Origin of the sequence: Paenibacillus tianjinensis (assembly GCF_017086365.1) — a bacterium.
Taxonomy (GTDB): Bacteria; Bacillota; Bacilli; order Paenibacillales; family Paenibacillaceae; genus Paenibacillus_AQ; species Paenibacillus_AQ tianjinensis.
In genome coordinates this window covers 4979554-4998479 of the sequence record NZ_CP070969.1, presented here as the reverse complement: position 1 = coordinate 4998479, position 18926 = coordinate 4979554, and the positions used below count along the sequence as shown (strand labels likewise).

At 53.0% G+C, this 18926-nt stretch carries 15 protein-coding genes and 1 other annotated feature (1 of these 16 running past the window's edge); of the genes, 13 read left to right on the top strand and 2 right to left on the bottom strand.

What is annotated here, in order from left to right; all coding sequences use genetic code 11:
- Positions 1–122: 122 nt before the first annotated feature.
- From JRJ22_RS23205 to JRJ22_RS23160, 10 genes are all read left to right on the top strand, one after another.
- Positions 123–1454, top strand: coding sequence for a hypothetical protein (locus tag JRJ22_RS23205; protein ID WP_206101697.1), 1332 nt, complete (start codon positions 123–125; stop codon positions 1452–1454).
- 19 nt (positions 1455–1473) lie between these two features.
- A complete protein-coding gene (locus tag JRJ22_RS23200; RefSeq protein ID WP_206101696.1) occupies positions 1474–2313 on the top strand; it encodes a protein phosphatase 2C domain-containing protein in 840 nt (279 codons plus the stop codon).
- 236 nt (positions 2314–2549) lie between these two features.
- On the top strand, positions 2550–3938 hold the full coding sequence (gene hemA, locus JRJ22_RS23195) for a glutamyl-tRNA reductase (RefSeq protein ID WP_206101695.1): 1389 nt from the start codon (positions 2550–2552) through the stop codon (positions 3936–3938).
- 5 nt (positions 3939–3943) lie between these two features.
- Positions 3944–4771 carry a cytochrome c biogenesis protein CcsA gene (ccsA, locus tag JRJ22_RS23190; protein ID WP_206105275.1) on the top strand — a complete coding sequence of 276 codons (828 nt, stop codon included), beginning with the start codon at positions 3944–3946 and terminating at the stop codon, positions 4769–4771.
- Positions 4772–4776: 5 nt separating this feature from the next.
- Positions 4777–5424, top strand: a complete 648-nt coding sequence (locus JRJ22_RS23185; protein WP_206101694.1) for a precorrin-2 dehydrogenase/sirohydrochlorin ferrochelatase family protein — start codon at positions 4777–4779, stop codon at positions 5422–5424.
- Between the two features lie 470 nt (positions 5425–5894).
- A complete protein-coding gene (gene hemC / locus JRJ22_RS23180) occupies positions 5895–6863 on the top strand; it encodes a hydroxymethylbilane synthase (protein WP_206101693.1) in 969 nt (322 codons plus the stop codon).
- A 5-nt stretch (positions 6864–6868) separates the two neighbouring features.
- Complete coding sequence (gene cobA / locus JRJ22_RS23175) at positions 6869–8416, top strand: uroporphyrinogen-III C-methyltransferase (RefSeq protein WP_206101692.1); 1548 nt, start codon at positions 6869–6871, stop codon at positions 8414–8416.
- A 489-nt stretch (positions 8417–8905) separates the two neighbouring features.
- Positions 8906–9904, top strand: coding sequence for a porphobilinogen synthase (gene hemB / locus JRJ22_RS23170; protein ID WP_206101691.1), 999 nt, complete (start codon positions 8906–8908; stop codon positions 9902–9904).
- 30 nt (positions 9905–9934) lie between these two features.
- The gene (gene hemL / locus JRJ22_RS23165; RefSeq protein WP_206101690.1) at positions 9935–11236 is read left to right on the top strand and encodes a glutamate-1-semialdehyde 2,1-aminomutase; all 1302 of its coding nucleotides are present in this window, start codon (positions 9935–9937) and stop codon (positions 11234–11236) included.
- Positions 11237–11307: 71 nt separating this feature from the next.
- Positions 11308–12177: an RluA family pseudouridine synthase gene (locus JRJ22_RS23160; protein ID WP_206105274.1), complete on the top strand. Its 870-nt coding sequence runs from the start codon at positions 11308–11310 to the stop codon at positions 12175–12177.
- Positions 12178–12344: 167 nt separating this feature from the next.
- Here JRJ22_RS23160 and JRJ22_RS23155 read toward each other — a convergent pair whose 3' ends face one another.
- Positions 12345–13025, bottom strand: coding sequence for a hypothetical protein (locus JRJ22_RS23155; protein WP_206101689.1), 681 nt, complete (start codon positions 13023–13025; stop codon positions 12345–12347).
- A 205-nt stretch (positions 13026–13230) separates the two neighbouring features.
- On the opposite strand from JRJ22_RS23155, the gene ypfJ reads away from it, so the two are divergent.
- Positions 13231–14079, top strand: coding sequence for a KPN_02809 family neutral zinc metallopeptidase (gene ypfJ, locus JRJ22_RS23150; RefSeq protein WP_206101688.1), 849 nt, complete (start codon positions 13231–13233; stop codon positions 14077–14079).
- Between the two features lie 91 nt (positions 14080–14170).
- Here the strand turns inward: ypfJ and JRJ22_RS23145 are convergent, their stop codons facing one another.
- The gene (locus JRJ22_RS23145; protein ID WP_232380933.1) at positions 14171–15409 is read right to left on the bottom strand and encodes a GGDEF domain-containing protein; all 1239 of its coding nucleotides are present in this window, start codon (positions 15407–15409) and stop codon (positions 14171–14173) included.
- A 191-nt stretch (positions 15410–15600) separates the two neighbouring features.
- Here JRJ22_RS23145 and JRJ22_RS23140 point away from each other — a divergent pair, with 191 nt between their 5' ends.
- On the top strand, positions 15601–17019 hold the full coding sequence (locus JRJ22_RS23140) for a glycosyltransferase family 4 protein (protein WP_206101687.1): 1419 nt from the start codon (positions 15601–15603) through the stop codon (positions 17017–17019).
- A 141-nt stretch (positions 17020–17160) separates the two neighbouring features.
- Positions 17161–18543, top strand: coding sequence for a LysM peptidoglycan-binding domain-containing protein (locus JRJ22_RS23135; RefSeq protein WP_206101686.1), 1383 nt, complete (start codon positions 17161–17163; stop codon positions 18541–18543).
- A 201-nt stretch (positions 18544–18744) separates the two neighbouring features.
- Positions 18745–18926 (top strand) — a binding site (T-box leader); it runs 101 nt beyond the window's last position.

Sequence of the window (18926 nt, the reverse complement as noted above, 5' to 3'; positions counted from 1 at the left end):
AATTTGTGTTATAAAATATGACGCAAAGGAGGGGTGTGTATTAATTTGTCGGGAAAGAAGGGGAATTGAGGTGTTTTGTGAAATAGTTAAGAGTGAACTGTATCTATGGAGGCTGGTATAAAATGCGTTTTAGAATGTATCGTGACTATTTTTGGTATATTGCGATGTTGAAGAAGAAAGAAACCTTTATTATTCTGGTGGATTTCGGAATATTTATAGCGACGGTATATGCTTTTGTTGAGCAGATGACGCGTGAGTTCAATGGAGCGGGAATATCCTTCAGTATCGGTTTGTTGCTTGTTCTCAGCACGATAAAGTTTGGGTGGGATTGCTACAAAATGTATTCGGATTACTCTGCCTATAATGGACTGGGGAAGTATATGAGTGAACCTGTGAGCCAGATTGTTAATGAGCAGGGAGTATTCAAACTTCGGGATCTGCTGCCGGGTACCGAGGATGAGGAGAACGGTTTTCAGATGCAAAAGGTCCCAAGCAGGGATGCATACCATGAGGAATACGTATTGGTATCAGATGAGATTGACAACTATATACGGAAGACCTCTGAAATATCACTGATTCCGAAAACTAGAAAGTATGAAAAGGTCAGAGAGCGGATTAAGGATGAGGGGGATGCGCTGCTTGCGTTCTTAACCTTTAACTTTTATCGGTCCAAAAATAAGAATCAGTATTTCTTCAATGAGCAGAAGCTGTGTCTGTCCACGGATATCCGGTTGAATAGCACTGAAGTGGAATGTCACAAAGGAAGTTATTATGATACATATCTTACAAATATCATCTCCATGCAAAAGCTCGTCATCGCCAAGAAACCGGAGAGTATTGTATTTGACGGACGTAAGCTATACCCTTATGGCATCAGTGATGGAGAGCTGAGACTTTGCAGCATCAAAGATTCGAGTGTGAATAATGAGATCGGCGTCTCTACCTTGGCTTTTACGAAGGATCGTTATTTGGTGTTGTGGAATCAGAATGCAATGGCCCAATCAAGTGGCAATTTGCTAGTGCCATCAGGCAGCGGATCTGCAGATTGGAGCGATATTGTGGGAGAAAGCTTCACCCAATCGATCCAGAAAGGGATGAGCCGGGAACTGAAAGAGGAAAGCTCCCTGAAGGAGCTTTCCGCTGAGCAAATCGGAGAAACGCGTATTATCGGATTTTTCCGCTGGGTTCGCAAGGCTGGTAAACCGGAGTTTGTAGGTATAACCAAAATGAATGCCGAATGGCTGGATATTAAGCCCGAGGAAAAAGAAGTAGCCCGGATAAGTCATACCACCAATTCAAGTATTAAGAATCTGGATCAATTAAGCAAAAGCTTGGCGTCTATCAAAAGTAACCTCAACATTTCTGTTCCTCTATACATGAACATTGATGCGATGGAGCGTTATATTGCGCGTGAACCTGCAGAAGTAATTGCTTTTTTGGGACTGGATTCCTGATACAGAAAGGTTGAGAGATATGGACAGCATGAGCCAGTGGAAAATGGAGACTTATTCATTACAAGGAGACGGCGAGTGGAATGAGGATTCGCTGGTAGTTAATGAATCGGCGCGTATATACGGAGTTGTGGATGGAGCGACCTCACTTTCACCTTACCGGAATCAGGAGGGATTTACCGGCGGATATTTGGCTGCCCGGCTTGCTGCCACGTATTTTACAGCTACCTGCCAGCAGCCGTTAGAGCTTACAGCCATCGAAGCCAACGAGCGTTTGCGGGAGGCGATGGAAGCTGAAGGTGTGGATATTACGGATTCTTCTGCACTCTGGTCTGCTGCTTACGTCATCATCAAAGTACATGCGTATTCCATAGACTATATACAGTCCGGAGACTGCATGCTGCTGTGCAGGTACAGGGATGGTTCGGTAAGAGCGCTCACCCATACACAGGTGGCCCATATTGATCAGAAGACACTGAACCGGATGGCAGAGCTGCATGCAGGAGGGGTAACAGATCCGGTGGAGCTCCGGAGGCTGCTTACGCCAATGCTTCAGGATAACCGCAGAAAGGCTAACACGCTGGAAGGATACGGAGTGATGAACGGCAGTCCGGATTTCCCGCTTTTCCTGGAGAAAGGGACGTTCAACCGGGCGAATGTGGAGAGCCTCTATCTCATTAGCGATGGTCTGTTTACGGGTGCTGCGGGGTGGGAGAGTCTTATTGCCGATATCGATCGGAAAGGGCTTCAGCGCTGCGCAAATGACATTTATGCTGCTGAACAGGAGGATGCAATGCTGCAGAAAGTTCCCCGCCTGAAAATATCGGATGATAAAACAGGTCTGGTGCTGCGCTTTATCTGATTCATAATTAATGAAAAAATAACCGATCATAAACCATAGCACTTTTATGGTTTTTTATTTATAATTATTATTATCTGGATGTCATAAATAGTTCAAAGGTTATACAAAAAGTCACATTTTGATGTGATATACTTAACACACGTGATTTGGGGACTTGTGAAAGACTACCCAATTCATCCGATCTAATTGTAACAGTGCCTGCACCACTGAATAGAGACTAGGATGGTGAACAAGCGATGCATATTGTCGTCGTTGGCCTGAATTACCGTACGGCTCCCGTTGAGGTGAGAGAGCAGTTCGCTTTTGCAGAGAAGGACTTGCCCGCAGCGCTTCATCAGCTGATGAAGACCAAAAGCGTGCTGGAAGGGGTCATTGTGGCCACCTGCAACCGGACGGAAATTTATGTGGTCGTAGACCGGCTTCATATGTGCGGATATTTCATCCGCAGCTTCATAGAGCAGTGGTTTCATGTGAAAAGTGAACAATTTACGCAACATATGTATATATACGAAGATGAGCAGGCGATTGCCCATCTGTTCCGTGTGACCTGTGGTCTGGATTCAATGGTAATCGGGGAGACGCAGATTCTGGGACAGGTACGCAATTCTTTTTTGACTGCACAGAGTGAGGGTGTGACCGGTACCTGGTTTAACCAGCTGTTCAAACAGGCGGTGACTCTCGGCAAACGGGCGCACAGTGAGACCTCCATCGGAGAAAGTGCCGTTTCGGTCAGCTATGCGGCTGTCGAGCTGGGCAAGCGGATCTTCGGCATGTTTACCGGCAAAAGAGTGCTGATCCTCGGCGCAGGCAAAATGAGCGAGCTGACGGTGAAGCATCTGTACAGCAGCGGTGCGGCTGAGGTTATTGTCGCCAACCGTACCCTGGCGCGGGCAGTGGAGCTGGCGGAGAAGTTCTCCGGCAAGCCGAGTACCATTGATGAAGCCCTAAAGCATCTTGATGATGTAGATATTATTATCAGCTCTACGGGAGCAGAGGGTTATGTATTGACTGCTGACCAGGTGGCTGCCGGTATGAAGCGCCGCCCTTCGCGGCCGCTGTTCATGATCGACATTGCCGTTCCGCGTGATATTGATCCGGCGGCCTCGAGCGTACCGGATGTCTTCCTCTATGATATTGATGATCTGGAGGGTATCGTGGAGAGTAACCTTGAGATGCGCCGCAGCGAAGCCGCGAAGATTGAAGTCATGATCGCGGGCGAGATGGACGAATTCCAGGTATGGCTGAAAACACTTGGTGTCAGACCTGTGATCCGTGCGCTGCAGGACAAATCGAACGGAATTTATGAGGAGACGATGGACAGCCTGTTCAACAAGCTGCCTGAGCTGGATGAGCACCAGCGCAAGGTCATCCGCCGTCTGACGAAGAGCATCGTGAACCAGATGATGCATGACCCGATTAACGTCATTAAGGAAATGTCCGGCGGCAGTCAGGGAAATGAAGCTCTGGAGTATTTCACCCAAATCTTCGCCCTGCAGGAGCAGCTTGAAGCCGGCCCAGGCGGAAGCGGTAATGCTCCGGTGCAGCAGAATGACAAAGAACGTGCTTCTACTGACTTCAATGTGCCTAAGACCGTCTTTGCTCCGGCAGGCCTGCTGGGCGGGTGAGCAGCATGCAACTGCTGAACGGAATATATGATACTGCTCTGCTGCTATATGCCCTGAGCCTGCTGTTTATTTTCTCGGATTGCCTTCGGCGTAATCCGGGCGGAAAGCGGATAGGCACAGGGCTTCTTGCCGTTGTGGGTGTTTTGCAATCCGGGGGGCTTGCCGTTCGCTTCTCCCAGGAGAGGGGCCTGCCGATCTTTACTCCCTATGACTTCCTGTTCTGGTTCTCCTTCAGTATCGTTGTGACATCGCTGGCCGTTGCGTATACACGCGGCGGTGAATTCACCATTCTGCTGCTCAGCGGAGCCGGCTTCAGTGTATTTTTGCTGAACCGGGTATGGCTGACCGCGGCGGATCATAGCCTAGAAAGCTGGAGTGCAGTACATGGCTGGCTGGCGATGCATATAATTTTGGCCAATCTGAGCTTTGGCGCACTGACACTGGGGACCGTATTTGCGATAATGTACCTGTTCCTGCACACGAAGCTCAAAAATAAAAAGTGGGATGACCGTATCCGCCGCCTGCCGAGTCTGGAAACGATGGACAAATATTCGTATTCCGCGATTCTTGCCGGTGTGCCGCTGCTGATCATCTCTCTGCTGCTGGCGGCTACGTCGATTATCGCTGAGGGGCGGACGCCGCTGTTTCAGGATTCCAAGGTGCTGACGACACTGCTCGGGCTGGGGGTATATGTTATTTATATTGTCCTCAAACGGTCCGGACGGAGAAGCGGCACCATTATGGCCCGCTGGGCTATATCCGGCTACGCCTTCATTATCCTCAACTTCCTGCTGAATTCGTTGTCTGAATTTCATGGCTGGGGCGGGAGGTGAGCGGGATGGGCTATTATATGCCGGTGATGCTGGATCTCAGGGGACAGAAGGTAATTGTTATCGGCGGTGGAGCCGTAGCGGAGCGCAGGGTGCTGGCGCTCCTTGATGCGGGGGCGGAGGTTGTTGTTGTCAGTCCTTCGCTGAGTGGGGCGCTTACCGCGCTCGCTGAGGCCGGCGGGTTAAGCTGGATGAACCGCAGCTATGCACCCGGTGATCTCCGGGGGGCTTTTTTGGTATATGCCGCGAGTAGTAATGACGCGGTGAATGAGGAAGTGGCTGCAGAGGCGCGTTCACTTGGACTTCCGGTGAATGTGGCCAGCCGGGCTGAAGCGGGGAATTTCATCACACCCGGCGTTCTGCGCCGGGGACGGCTGACTGTAGCCGTCTCGACTTCAGGCGCAGGGCCGTCTGCCGCGGCCAGAATTACGGAGCAGCTGAGCGAGGTGCTGGGTGAGGAATACGAACCGTACCTGGATTTTTTGCATCAGCTGCGCACCGAGATCAAGCGGCGCGAGCCCTCGGCTGAGGTGCGGGGGCGGCTTCTGCGCAGGCTTAGCCGGCTGGACGTGTTGAATGAGATGCGGCAGGGCACCTTTATAGAGTGGACTCCGCAGGATGTGGAGGCGTGGATCGCCGGGAACCGGGGCGATTAGTGCCGGGAGGCAGCCGGGGGGTGCTAATGCCGGGTAATGCCGGGTAGTGGCCTTGGCGGAACCGGTTTTATGACCCGGCTTAAGGGATTTTAAGGAATTTGTTATAGAGATCATCTGCTGCTCAAGCTAAGTGGAATTACTCCACCTAATTCTCAGATCACACTTGGAATCAGAGTGCTAGTGGGAATAACTCCACTTAAATGTATCGAAATTGAGCCCAGATGGATGTGTGGATCGAATTAGGTGGAGGTTTTCCAACTAATCATCGTAAATATCGGAATATGATGGGATTAGATGGAGCAAATCCAATTAATTATTGGATAATACTTGCAGGCAGATAGTGTGGATAGTTAGAAGCTGCTGCCCATATCAGGCAGACGGATGAACGGCAGGCTTGCCCCGGATTAGATAAGAGTACAATGATTGGGAGAGCAGTAAGACAGAGCGATGTTACCGGGAGGAATGAGAGAATGCGTAAAATTATTGTAGGCAGCAGACAAAGCGCTCTGGCGCTGACCCAGACAGGGCATGTCATTGAGGATCTTACGCGGCTAAGTGCGGAGCATGGCTTCGATTTCACCTTTGAGGTGCACAAAATCGTGACCAAGGGCGACCGTATTCTGGATGTGACCTTATCTAAGGTAGGCGGCAAGGGACTGTTCGTGAAGGAAATTGAGCAGGCGATGCTGGCCCGTGAGATTGATATGGCAGTACATAGTATGAAGGATATGCCTTCCGAATTGCCGGAGGGCTTAATGAATGGCGCTGTTCCGAAGCGGGTAGATCCGCGGGACTGTCTGATTGCTTCCGGGGGATCAAGCCTAGAGGAATTGCCGCAGGGCGCGCGTGTGGGCACAAGCAGTCTGCGCCGCTCCAGCCAGCTGGCTGCCCTGCGGCCGGATCTTGTGATTGAGCCGGTGCGCGGCAATATCGACTCACGGCTGAAGAAGCTGGAAAGCGGCGAATATGACGCTATTCTGCTGGCTGCCGCCGGACTGACGCGTATGGGCTGGCAGGACCGGGTAAGCGCCTATCTGCCTCCTGAGGTGTGTCTTCCCGCAGTAGGCCAAGGCGCGCTCGGTATTGAGTGCCGTGAGGAGGATGCGGAGCTGCGACAGCTGCTTGCGCTATACAATGATGAGCAGACGGCGCTGACAGTTGCGGCGGAACGGACCTTCCTTGGGGCATTGAACGGCGGGTGCCAGGTGCCGATCGGCGCTTATGCGGTGCTTGGTGCGGGCGAAGCTGCGGGAACAGAGCGGACAGCTGAACCTAAGGGGCAAGTCATTACACTGACCGGTATGGTCGGAACACCAGACGGCTCGGTAATCCTTAAGGAAACCTGCAGCGGCGAAGACCCGGTGCAGCTTGGTGAAGAGGTAGCCCGCAAGCTGATTGCCAGGGGTGCGGAGAAGATTTTGGCGGATGTAAGGGGATGATAGGGATGACGGGGAAAGTATATCTGGTAGGTGCGGGTCCGGGAGATGCGAAGCTGATCACAGTGAAGGGCTTGGAGTGTATTCAAAAGGCGGATGTACTGGTCTATGACCGGCTTGCAAGCCCGAGACTGCTGAAACATATGAAACCCGGCGGTCAAAAAATCTACGTTGGGAAATTGCCTGACCGCCATACCATGAAGCAGGAGGAGATCAACCAGCTGCTGATTGATCTGGCGCTGGAGGGGAAGACGGTTGTGCGGCTTAAGGGCGGAGACCCGACGATTTTTGGCCGGGTGGGTGAAGAAGCGGAGCTTCTGCGGCGGCATGGCATTTATTATGAGATCGTGCCTGGCATTACGTCGGCGATCAGCGTGCCGGCGTATGCCGGCATTCCGGTAACTCACCGGGATTACGCCTCCTCCCTGTCGATTATCACCGGTCATGAGAGCCCGGATAAGCTGGATCGTTCCATCCATTGGGATAAAGTCACGAATGCTACGGGAACGCTGGTATTCCTGATGGGTGTAGCCAAGATCGGCTACATCAGCGACCAGCTAATCAAGCACGGGCGCCCGCCGGAGACGCCGGTGGCGCTCGTCCGCTGGGGCACGCGGGCGGATCAGGAGACGCTTGTGGGCACGCTCGCCGACATAGAGGACAAGGTCAAGGCGGCTGATTTCCAGCCGCCGGCGGTGATCGTCGTCGGCGACGTGGTCCTGCAGCGCAAGCAGCTGCAGTGGGTAGAGGCGCTGCCGCTGTTCGGCAAGCGCATCATCGTGACCCGCGCCCGCAGCCAGGCCAGCGAGCTGGTGGACCGGATTGAGGAGCTCGGCGGGGAACCCTACGAGTTCCCGGTCATTGAGACGGTCATGCCGGAAGGCGAAGAGAAGAAAGCCAAGATTGCTTCCGCGCTGGGCGCGCTGGAAGCTTATGATTGGGTTTTCTTCACGAGCGCGAACGGCGTGGAGTTCTTTTGGCGCCACCTGGCGGAGCTCAAGGTGGACATCCGCGGCTTGCACCGCGCGAAGATCGGCGCGGTGGGGCCGGCCACAGCCGCGGCGCTGGCGGAGCGCGGGCTGATGGCCGAGGAGCTGCCCGCCCGCTTCCAGGCGGAAGGGCTGCTCGAAGCCTTTGGCCCGCGGCTTGAGCCGGGGCAGAAGGTGCTGCTGCCGCGCGGCGATCTGGCGCGCGAGTGGCTGCCGGACAAGCTGAGGGAGCTGGGGCTGGAAGTGACCGAAGTGGACACCTACGAGACGGTGGTGACCGGCGAGGATGATATCGAGCTGATCAGGCTGCTGGAGGAGAAGCGGATTCATGCGATTACCTTCACCAGCTCTTCGACAGTGCGTAATTTCATCAGCATCCTGGAGCGCATGGGGCTGGAAGATCCGCTTCAGCTGCTGGCAGGGGTCACAATCGCCTGCATCGGTCCGGTGACGGAAGAAACCGCAGTCGAAGCGGGCCTCACCCCGGGGCTGCTTCCGGAAGAGGCGACGATTGAAGGGCTGGTGCAGGAGCTGTGCCGCTGGAATGAGTCGACGAGACTACGATAGAGACAGGTCATCTGGTTGCTGTGATCCGGGAGCAACCGGTTCTGTGTCTGGTGTTTGTGTTTGCTTTTGTGCGAAGTAACTTTGAGCTCTTATGAGCTAACTGCATTCTGTACAGTTAACAATGCCATATTTGTGCTTCCTGCCAAGTAACTGTATTCTGTGCAGTTATATTTGCTCAATTGGGATTAAAATAGCTTCATCCGTAAAAATAACTGTATGAAATACAGCTAGACTGGTTACTCAAAGGCAAATCGGCGATTTAACTGTACAAAGTGCAGTTGCGGTTAGTTGGAGAGGTGCAGGTTTACGAACAGGATTACTGTTTACGGAAGCAGAGTGATAATGCGTCTGAGCTTATATGCACAGAATCATGTGCAGTGTGATGAACAAAGCAACAGATGAATGCTGCTGCAACTGGCGGGTAAGCATTAACAGCGCTGATTGCTTTCGGATTGTGTTTACATATCTACTATACAGGAGGACATACCAATGAGTTTTCCAATTACCCGGCACCGCCGTCTGCGCGGTACTGCCGGAATCCGCGGAATGGTGCGGGAGACGGTGCTGAATACGCTGGACTTTATCCAGCCGATTTTTGTGACTTATGGAACAGGAGTGAAGAGTGAGATCGGCTCGATGCCGGGCGTATATCATTTTTCACTGGATATGCTGAAGGCCGAGGTGGACGAGATTGCAGCACTTGGCATTCCGGCTGTCCTGCTGTTCGGAATTCCTGAAACCAAGGATGCCATCGGTACTTCCGGCTTCGCGGATGACGGGATTGTGCAGGAAGCGACGCGGCTGATTAAGCAGTGGTATCCTGAGCTGCTGGTCGTTGCGGATACGTGCCTGTGCGAATTTACGGATCACGGCCACTGCGGGATGGTCCATACACATGTGGTGGATGGTGTCGTGCATGGCGATGTGATCAACGATGCTTCGCTGGAGCTGCTAACCCGGACTGCGGTATCGCAGGCTAAGGCAGGCGCGGATATTATCGCCCCTTCGAACATGATGGACGGGTTCGTGCAGGCGATCCGTACCGGGTTGGATGAGAACGGATTCGAGCATGTGCCGATTATGTCCTATTCGGTGAAATACGCTTCTGCTTTCTACGGCCCGTTCCGTGAGGCGGCTGATTCCGCACCGCAGTTCGGTAACCGCAAAACCTATCAGATGGACCCGGCCAACCTGCGGGAAGCCATTCGCGAAGCGGATTCCGATGTGCTGGAAGGGGCAGATATGCTGATGGTCAAACCGGCGCTGGCTTATCTGGATGTGATCCGGACCATCCGCGACCAGTTCGATCTGCCGCTGGTGGCTTATAATGTGAGCGGTGAATACTCTATGGTCAAAGCAGCGGCGCTGCAAGGCTGGATTGATGAGCAGGCGGTTGTACTAGAAATGCTGACCGGCATGAAGCGCGCAGGCGCGGATATTATCATCACTTATTTTGCGAAGGATGCCGCCCGCTGGCTGCGCGGTTAAATTAAGAGAACAGAACAGGAGTGATTAAGCATGGGCAATGTGCCATTGTCGCGCCGGGAAGAGGCTTCCAGGGCGGCTTTTGAAGAAGCAAAGCAGTATATTCCCGGCGGGGTGAACAGTCCGGTGCGGGCGTTCAAATCCGTGGGTCTGACACCGGTGTACGTGGATCACGGGATCGGCTCGCGCATCTATGATATCGACGGCAACAGCTTTATCGACTATGTCTGTTCCTGGGGGCCGCTCATTATGGGGCATGCCCATCCTGAGGTAGTCCAAGCGCTGCAGGAGACTGCGGTAAAAGGGACAAGCTTCGGGGCGCCTACCCTGCTGGAGACGGAAATGGCTAAAACTGTAGTGGAGCGCGTACCCTCTGTCGACATCGTGCGGATGGTTAACTCCGGTACGGAAGCTACGATGAGTGCCATTCGCCTGGCCCGGGGCTATACCGGACGTAGCAAAATCCTCAAGTTCGAAGGCTCCTACCATGGACATGCTGACAGCTTGCTGATCAAAGCCGGTTCGGGTGTGGCTACGCTGGGTCTGCCCGACAGTCCGGGAGTGCCGGAAGGCGTTGCGGTGAATACAATCACTGTGCCATATAACGATCTGGAAGGTGCCAAAATCGCGTTTGAACGCTACGGCAATGAGATCGCTGCTGTGATTGTCGAGCCGATTGCCGGAAATATGGGCGTTGTGCCGCCGCAGCCGGGCTTCCTCGAAGGCTTGCGCAAGGTGACGACGGGGTACGGGGCCTTGCTGATATTTGATGAGGTGATGACCGGCTTCCGGGTGAACCGGGGCTGTGCGCAGGGGTTGTTCGGGATTGATCCTGACCTGACCTGCTTCGGCAAAGTAATCGGCGGCGGTCTTCCGGTTGGTGCGTATGGCGGCCGGAGAGAAATTATGGAGCAGATCGCGCCTTCCGGTCCGATCTATCAGGCGGGAACGCTCAGCGGCAATCCGCTGGCAATGGCTGCCGGTTACAGCACGCTGAAGCTGCTGACACCGGAGGTGTACGGCCGGCTGGAAACGCTCGGTGCGCGCTTGGAAGCAGGACTGAAGCGCAACAGCGAAGAGACCGGCGTTCCGCTGACGGTCAACCGTGTAGGTTCGATGGTCTGTCCGTTCTTTACCGAAGGGCCGGTTTACAACTTCGAAACGGCGAAGACAAGCGACCTGAACAGATTCCGTACCTACTTCGGCAAAATGCTCGATCAGGGCATCAGCGTTCCGCCGTCGCAGTTTGAAGGCATGTTCGTCTCTGGTGTGCACACCGAGCAGGATATTGACGATACGATCGAGGCCCATTACCAGGCCTTGAAATCGCTGTGACGGCTGGCGGAGAGGGCGCCAGCTTCAAGGGCGGCGGCGCCTGGACCCGGCGGGGGGAATGGCTGGAAGCCATGCCCGGCCGGGCTGTCACCGGAGCTGCCGACAAGGAAGCAGCCATAGATCTGTGGCTGCTGGAGACCGCCGGGATGCCGCTGAAGCTGCACACGCGGCTGCGCCGCGAGGGCGGCATCCAGTGGCGGGGCGACCGGCTGCGGCTGGCGCTCTTCCCGTACCGGGAAGCAGGGATCGAGCCGATATGGCAGGAAGCCGGCGTGCTGTATGAGGACGACTTCTGCCTCGTCGTTCATAAGCCAGCGGGCATGGCCGTGCACCCGGACGGCAGCGGAACGGAGGCTACGCTGGATCACCTGGTGGCCGGACATTATGCATCTTCCGGCGGAGGTGTGGCGGTACGCCATATTCACCGCCTGGATAAGGATACAACGGGACCTGTGCTGTACGCGAAGAATGAATATGCCCAGCTTGCACTCGACGAGGATATGCGCGGCAAGAATATTTCGCGCCAGTACGCGGCTATTGCCGAAGGCATTGTGCCGCCTGCGCTTACCGTAATCGACGAGCCGATCGGCCGTGACCGCCATCATGCGTCACGCCGGCGGGTCTCGCCCGGCGGCCAGCCGGCGGTAACGCGGATCATCGGGCGTGAGGTACTGCGCGGCGGCACCTCGCTGAAGGTCGAGCTTGAGACCGGACGTACGCATCAGATCCGCGTCCATCTCAGCCATGTCGGCCATCCGCTCATTGGTGATGAGCTCTACGGCGGACCGCGCTGGGGTCTTGCAGAACGCGGCCGCCAGGCGCTGCACGGTGAGTCTCTGGCTTTCCGCCATCCCTGGAGCAAAGAGCAGATCCTGGTGGCCGATCCCTGGCCGGAGGACATGCTGCGGCTGCGGGAGTCGCTCGGAGGTCCTCAGCTCTAAGCAACCTATGGCGTCGCATATCTCGGATTCAGTAAACATATTCTATCTTCGGCATTATAGACAGTTAAGGCCGGGGGAAACGCCTGTAATCTGGCGTTTCCCCCGGCCTTTATGTTTGCGGAGAATACAATCAAAATCAACTGTGCACAATTCAACAGGAATTTTTATTATTTTTCCAGTACGTATTTTTTCAGATCATCAAATTTAGCCTTATTCTCCTTAGTCCATTGTGCTGAATCAACTGGAGAAATTGACTTGCTCAGCTCCCCGCTGTCTGAGACTAAATATTGAATTGCCGGAAATAATTCAGTTTTACCAGCCTCGACTTGGTCGATTATAAAGGGTACCGCAGGAAGTCCAAGCTTTGTTAACGATCTGATTTTAACATCATTGGTTTGCTCGGAAGACGCGATTTTCTCAACATCTTCTGGAATGCTTTTCAATTTTACCTTCCATTTTTCGGAGAGTGTATCGCCAGTGTCCCAGGGAGCCGGATCGTCCTCTTTTAAGTCTACCTTCGCAATCTCTTCAATTGCAGCGGCATAAATATAGTCAATGAGACCACTGCCCTCGCTTTCATCAATCTTCTTCTCCAGTACCGGGATAGCTTTGTATCCCAATTTCACTATATTTTCATATTCTTCGCTGTCCTTGATATAGTCATATGGATTGCCGCTGAGTGACAGTTTTGTTTTGTTACTACCTTCATTTTGGATTTGCTGAGCGAGCAAAGTCGTGTTGTCATCAATTTGTTTCTCAACGGATGCCTCTGCATTCTTGGGATACAAAGTAAACAAGGCAGTAGCGGTAAAAACAAGGGCGAACATGCCCAATATCAGCTTCTTCAATGTTTCACCTCCATGATTATTTAATTATATTTCTCTAAAGCTGAACCGTATACAAGATTAGTGCAGCTCAGATAAGAGAGGGATTACTTAACTCCACCGCAAACCCAGCAAGTGGAAGTGAGCTTCTGCAGATTTTGGGTATAACACTAATAAGAGTTCTGTTCACATGAATCGTTTAGTGTAAATACGACTGGGGGGCTCAGCTATGAAATGGCAGGGTAGAAGAGGCAGCTCGAATGTGGAGGACCGCAGGGGTATGGGCGGCGGCGGCAAAATGGTCGGCGGCGGAATCGGCGGTATCATTCTGGTGGTGATCGTAACGCTGCTCAGCGGCGGCAATGTCGGTGATATATTGGGAGGTCTGACTTCCGGCGGCACTACCTCCAATGCTCCTTACCAGGAGACGGCACAGGATAAAGAGCTTGCGGAATTTGTCTCTGTCGTGCTGGCAGATACGGAGGATGTATGGACAGAGGTATTCGCGCAGCAGGGATTGACCTATACGGACCCTACGCTGGTGCTCTATAGTGGCAGTGTAGACTCAGCCTGCGGGACAGCAAGCTCGGCGGTCGGACCGTTTTATTGTCCGGGAGACAGCAAGCTGTATATTGATCTAAGCTTCTATGATGAGCTGCAGCAGCGTTTTCAGGCCCCCGGCGATTTTGCGATGGCCTACGTCATTGCCCACGAGGTGGGACATCATGTACAGACCCTGCTTGGAACCTCGGAGAAGCTGAACGCGCTCCGTCAGAGTCTTAGTGAGAAGGAATTCAACAAATATCAGGTCCGCTTTGAGCTGCAGGCCGATTATCTGGCTGGTGTGTGGGCTAACCATGCGCAGGGTATGAATCTGCTGGAGGAAGGCGACTTGGACGAAGCATTGACGGCAGCCAGCGCAGTCGGCGATGATACGATCCAGAAGCAGACCCAAGGCTATGCGGTGCCGGACAGCTTCACGCACGGAACCTCAGAGCAGCGGAAACGCTGGTTCTATAAAGGCTTCAATTCCGGCACGATTGCAGGCGGAGATACATTTAATGCCACTGAGCTATAAAGAGAACATATGGAGGAGCTGCACTGTGCTGCATTCCGCCTACGCAAAGAGCCGTTTCAGCCGGACTACCCGGTGAAACGGCTCTTCTTCATTAATCATCCAGCTCATTTTTATGCGTGAGCCGGTTTCTGCCGAGTTTTTTGGATTCCAGCAGCAGCTGGTCCGCGCAAACATAACCTTTTTGCATAGAGGTATTCAGATCTGTCTTGTAGTAATAGAGGCCGAAGGAAGCTGAATACCTGACTTTGATCATCTGGTCCTCATACTCCGCCGTAGCGGAATGCTCTGCAATATCATTCTGAATTTCTTCAATTATGGACCGGCACTCCACGAAGGATTTATTTCTCAGGAACAGGGTGAACTCTTCTCCACCGCTGCGGAAGAGAATATCGTCCTTCTGCAAATGCGATTTCAGGGTGTCAGCAAAATCAACAATGACTTTGTCCCCGACAGCATGGTTGTAGGTGTCGTTAATTTTTTTGAACCGGTCGATGTCCGCCACTACGATGCCGATGCATTCGCCGCTATGATCCAGCTCTTTCATCATTTTGTCCATATGGGCACGGTTGTAGCTGCCGGTCAAAAAGTCCCGGTAAGCCATCTGCTCGAACTTGTCCCGCTCGAACTTATGCTGGGCACTCTGCGACTTCGAGAAGAAGGAGAGACTGACGATGTAATTCAGCAGGAAAAGAGCGATCAGCATTTCCCATTTCTCCATTTGAAGCAGGCGCAGCAGCAGGGCATTGGTTAATGCGACTTTGCTGAAATCCAGCAGATTCCGGCTTTTTAACAGCAGATTCAGCGCTTCTTTCCGCGTCTTAATATCCCCTGAGAGTGCAAAGGTGATTACCAGGAACCCTGAGGACAGAAAGGTTGTAACACAGACCATCAGCAGGAACAGCAGCCAGTATCCGGCCGGGAAATTAGCGGCAAATGGATAGAGAAGCGTATATAAATAGTAGGCGGCAGTACCGCCGAGCGTGAAGGAACCGATATTGTAAAAGGTATCCAGAAACTCTCCGGGATCAGCGGTTTTCGTTTTCTTTTTATAGATAAATACGGTAAACCGGTAACAAATCTCATAGAGCAGCGTACCCAGCGGGCCGGCAAAAATACCAAAGGAGGAAGTGTAGCTAATAGCGTAGTCAATGGTCGAGTTTCCGCTCCGGGTCACAATGCGCAGCTGGAAATAAAAGCTGGCGAATACCCAGTACAGCAGCATCGCTTTGAGATATGTATAGTTCAAGGCTACACCGGGATGCGTCCCGAGTGCTATGCCTACAGCAGCAATAAACAGTGACAAATCGAAAATTCGTGCTTTTGACATCATCGCCTGACTTCCTTTCCAGAGTTATACCGATTATACCCGAAATGTTGAAGCATGATAAAAATATATTTTGAAAATTTACAGGCTATTTTCTTTGTTGTACAAAAGAGACGCTCACCCATGTCGGGGAACCGGTGCCGATCATATAATACTTTGTTCATTAGTGAATTCTATTTGCCGGGGGAGAGGGGTTCATGAGAATATTGCTGGTTACCTACTGGGGACTCACCAATATGGGGGGGATCTGGACGTATATGAAACAACTCTCAGACAAGCTGAGCGAGCAGGGGCATACGGTAACCCTCATGGGCAGCAATGTGGAGAGCAATACCTTATATCTGCTGAACGAGAACGCTCTCTTTGATAAAAAAGCGTATTATACCGCGCTGCTGCCTTATCTGGATCCGCAGAAGTTTCCCCATTTGCATCAGGAGCACGGCATTTTTAGCTTTGAGCTGGGACGCTATGTATTCGAAGGCGGGGCTGCGGCGCTGGGCCTGGAGAAATATGATGTAATCCATGCCCAGGATCTTATTTCCTCTTATGCGCTGCGGCGGATTATGAAGGTTCCGGTGCCGCTGGTCTCCAGTGTTCATGGGGCTCTGGCCCGCGAGTCGTTTTATGAATACAAAGGGCTTGAGCCGGGGCTGACAAAGCTGGAATATGAGCGCAGGCCTATCTGGAGCTATTTCCGCCGGATCGAACAGCTTGGTGCGAACGCTGCGGACCTGATTATGGTCTCATCAGAATGGATCGGGCAGTTGGTGGGGGAGCTGGGAGTGGAACGGGATCGGATTCACCTTCAGCCCTATGGAGTCAATTTGAACGAATATGAGGTAAAAGCGGCAATGCCCTCTCCGCTTCATCTGGATCACGGGCGGAAGGTCATTATGTATGCCGGACGTCTTGAATATATCAAGGGAGTTCATGTATTGATCGGTGCACTTGGCATGGTGAAGCAGCAGCGCCGGGACTGGATCTGTGTGATCGCCGGGAACGGCAGCCTTATGGAGGAGCTAAAAGTACAGGTGGAGGAGCTTGGCATCCAGGACCTCGTTTTATTCCCCGGCAAAATAGACAATATCCCCGCTGCGCTGGCGGAAGCGGATATTTATGTCCAGCCCAGCCTGCAGGATACGCAGCCCTTTTCGGTTACTGAAGCGCAGCTTGCCGGCATTGCCCCGGTTGTAGCTGGTACGGCAGGGATGCCGGAAATGGTACAGCATGGGGTAACGGGCTGGATTGTGCCTCCGGAGAATCCGGAGGCGCTGGCGAAACAGCTGGAACAGCTGCTGGAAGATGACGAGCTGCGGGCCAAGACAGGAAGTGAGGCGAAGCGCTGGGCTGGGAACAGCCGTTCACTGGATGCGATGGTGGAAGGGACACTCAAGGGATACCGCTTGGCAGCAGGAAAGCAGGCATGCCGGCAGCCAAGCGCAGCTGCCGGTATATTGCATTTGATCAAACGGAAAGCCCGGCCTATTCCCGGTGCGTTTCATCCTGCAGATATTCTCAGTCTCACCGACCCAGGTAATCCACTGGCGCGTATCTTGCGCAGCAGACTTCCGGCAGAATATTGCATTCCCGATGCCGGCATCCTCTCCGGCAAGTGAAATAACCAGTGACTTATGCTGTTGTGTCCAAAATAGTCATGCCTTTCTGATTAAAGCATATACATGAGTGGAGTAACATTTTGGGCTTATGCTCTGGGCTTGTCTCAGAGTTAGATTATGCCAAGAAGGAGGACATTTCCCGTGTTTGACCAGTCCCACGGCTTGCGGTTTGATATTTATGAACGCATCCATCTATCGGATGAACTTCCGGGAATAGCTGAGCTGGAAGAGGTGGAGCTGATTCCGGATATTCAGGTGATTCAGCGGGAGGACCGGGCTGAGCTCTACGGCCAGCTGCTGCTCACCGGACTTTACCGGGGCGAAAATGACCGGACCGAGCGTCTGGAGCATGCCATTCCCGTTGAAATCACAGTTCCGCTGACCCGGGTCAGTTCACTTGAAGACATAGGGGTGGAGATCGAGAACTTCGATGTTGACCTGCTTACAATGCGAACTGTCAACATAACAGGCGTGCTCTCCCTGCGGGGTATCGGCGGAACGGATACTGGGGCCGCCTGGCAGCAGGAAGAGTACACAGTTGCGTATTCTCCGGAGCATGAAGGCCGGGGAAGTGATGCTCCGGCTGAACCCCGTGAGCATGATAACGATGCCCTGTATGAGAATTCATTGTGGACTTACGGCGAAGGTGCAGCTGAAGCCCCGGCAGATGAACACGAGAATGCTGTTTTTACAGCGGAAGCTGCAGTGAATCCGCTTTTTGTGGAAGGCTCCGTCTACACTCAGCCTGCAGGTTCCTCAGCACAGCTGCAGAAGGACAAAGAAGAGAAGCTGCGGACGCATAGCTTTGATTCTCATAAAGGCAGCGCAGAGCCGCTTTCCGGACACTTTTTTGGTGCGCGGGAGAAGGCAGAAGCTGCGAATACGCTTAACTCTCCGGAATTAGCGCAAGTGTCAGGCAGTGCGTCCTTAGAATCTGTTATACCTGCTGCTGCACTCGTGAATGCTTTTGAAGAAGACATAGCTGGGGCAGAGAATTATGCGGTTAACCGGGAAGAGCCTTCGGTTGCTGCAGAAGCAGAGGATAACGCTCCGCCTGAGGTTCAGGCCCAGGATGAAGCGGCGCTCCCCGAGCCAGCTGAATACAAGGAGAATGAAGTTTTCCATTCACCGGAGACGCTGCCCGCTCATGAAGAAAAGACGGACCTGAAAATCGCTTTAGGAAGCAAGAAGGAAGAAGAGACTCCTGCAAAGGAGCATCTCACCTTCTCCTCATTGCTCAGTTCAAGCCGTGCTCATAAGGAGCAGGAGACTGCCGCCCTGAGCGGAGCCGTTTCTGCAGTGCCTATTCCAGAGGCCGGAAATGATAGTGAATGGAAGAGCCGCTTCATCGGCGGATTGGGCGGTGCCGAGCTGTTCCGCAAAGTCCGGCTCTGCATCGTACAGCGGGAAGATACCCTGGACACTATTGCCGAGAAATATCAGCTGAGTGCCCGGGAGCTGGTCATGTACAACCGGCTGTCCGGCCAGAATGTGGAGGAAGGGCAGGTCTTATACATTCCTTAGAGCTCGTGAACGGCATGATTATGTACTTGAGAAACCTCTCCTTAAAAAATGGCAGGTTGCACTTCCATTTTTCAGAAAGGAGAGGTTTCTTTTTGTATTCCGACAAATATTTTATTTGGGCGGTATAAGTCTCGCGGTTTGTGCGTATGCTGGTTGACTAGGAATAGTACTAACTGTATTATGGGATTAAGTAAAACTTAGCTAAAGACTGGGAACGGGAAGAGTAGGCGGTCAGCCCTTCAGAGAGCGGAATTGTAATTGCTGTGAATTTCCGCAGGATGCAGCCACCGAAGTCGCCCCGGAGTCGCCCTTCTGAATGCATACCCTTAATCAGGGCTGCAGTGTAGGATGTGGCCGGATGCAGCCGTTATCTGCGTGAGTGT

Bases quoted from the DNA above. Each gene is read 5' to 3' on its own strand.
- ypfJ (WP_206101688.1), top strand. From the start codon at position 13,231: ATGAAATGGCAGGGTAGAAGAGGCAGCTCGAATGTGGAGGACCGCAGG.
- JRJ22_RS23160 (WP_206105274.1), top strand. From the start codon at position 11,308: ATGCCCGGCCGGGCTGTCACCGGAGCTGCCGACAAGGAAGCAGCCATA.
- JRJ22_RS23145 (WP_232380933.1), bottom strand. From the start codon at position 15,409: ATGATGTCAAAAGCACGAATTTTCGATTTGTCACTGTTTATTGCTGCT.
- ccsA (WP_206105275.1), top strand. From the start codon at position 3,944: ATGCAACTGCTGAACGGAATATATGATACTGCTCTGCTGCTATATGCC.
- cobA (WP_206101692.1), top strand. From the start codon at position 6,869: ATGACGGGGAAAGTATATCTGGTAGGTGCGGGTCCGGGAGATGCGAAG.
- hemB (WP_206101691.1), top strand. From the start codon at position 8,906: ATGAGTTTTCCAATTACCCGGCACCGCCGTCTGCGCGGTACTGCCGGA.
- JRJ22_RS23185 (WP_206101694.1), top strand. From the start codon at position 4,777: ATGGGCTATTATATGCCGGTGATGCTGGATCTCAGGGGACAGAAGGTA.
- hemA (WP_206101695.1), top strand. From the start codon at position 2,550: ATGCATATTGTCGTCGTTGGCCTGAATTACCGTACGGCTCCCGTTGAG.
- JRJ22_RS23140 (WP_206101687.1), top strand. From the start codon at position 15,601: ATGAGAATATTGCTGGTTACCTACTGGGGACTCACCAATATGGGGGGG.
- hemC (WP_206101693.1), top strand. From the start codon at position 5,895: ATGCGTAAAATTATTGTAGGCAGCAGACAAAGCGCTCTGGCGCTGACC.
- hemL (WP_206101690.1), top strand. From the start codon at position 9,935: ATGGGCAATGTGCCATTGTCGCGCCGGGAAGAGGCTTCCAGGGCGGCT.
- JRJ22_RS23200 (WP_206101696.1), top strand. From the start codon at position 1,474: ATGGACAGCATGAGCCAGTGGAAAATGGAGACTTATTCATTACAAGGA.
- JRJ22_RS23205 (WP_206101697.1), top strand. From the start codon at position 123: ATGCGTTTTAGAATGTATCGTGACTATTTTTGGTATATTGCGATGTTG.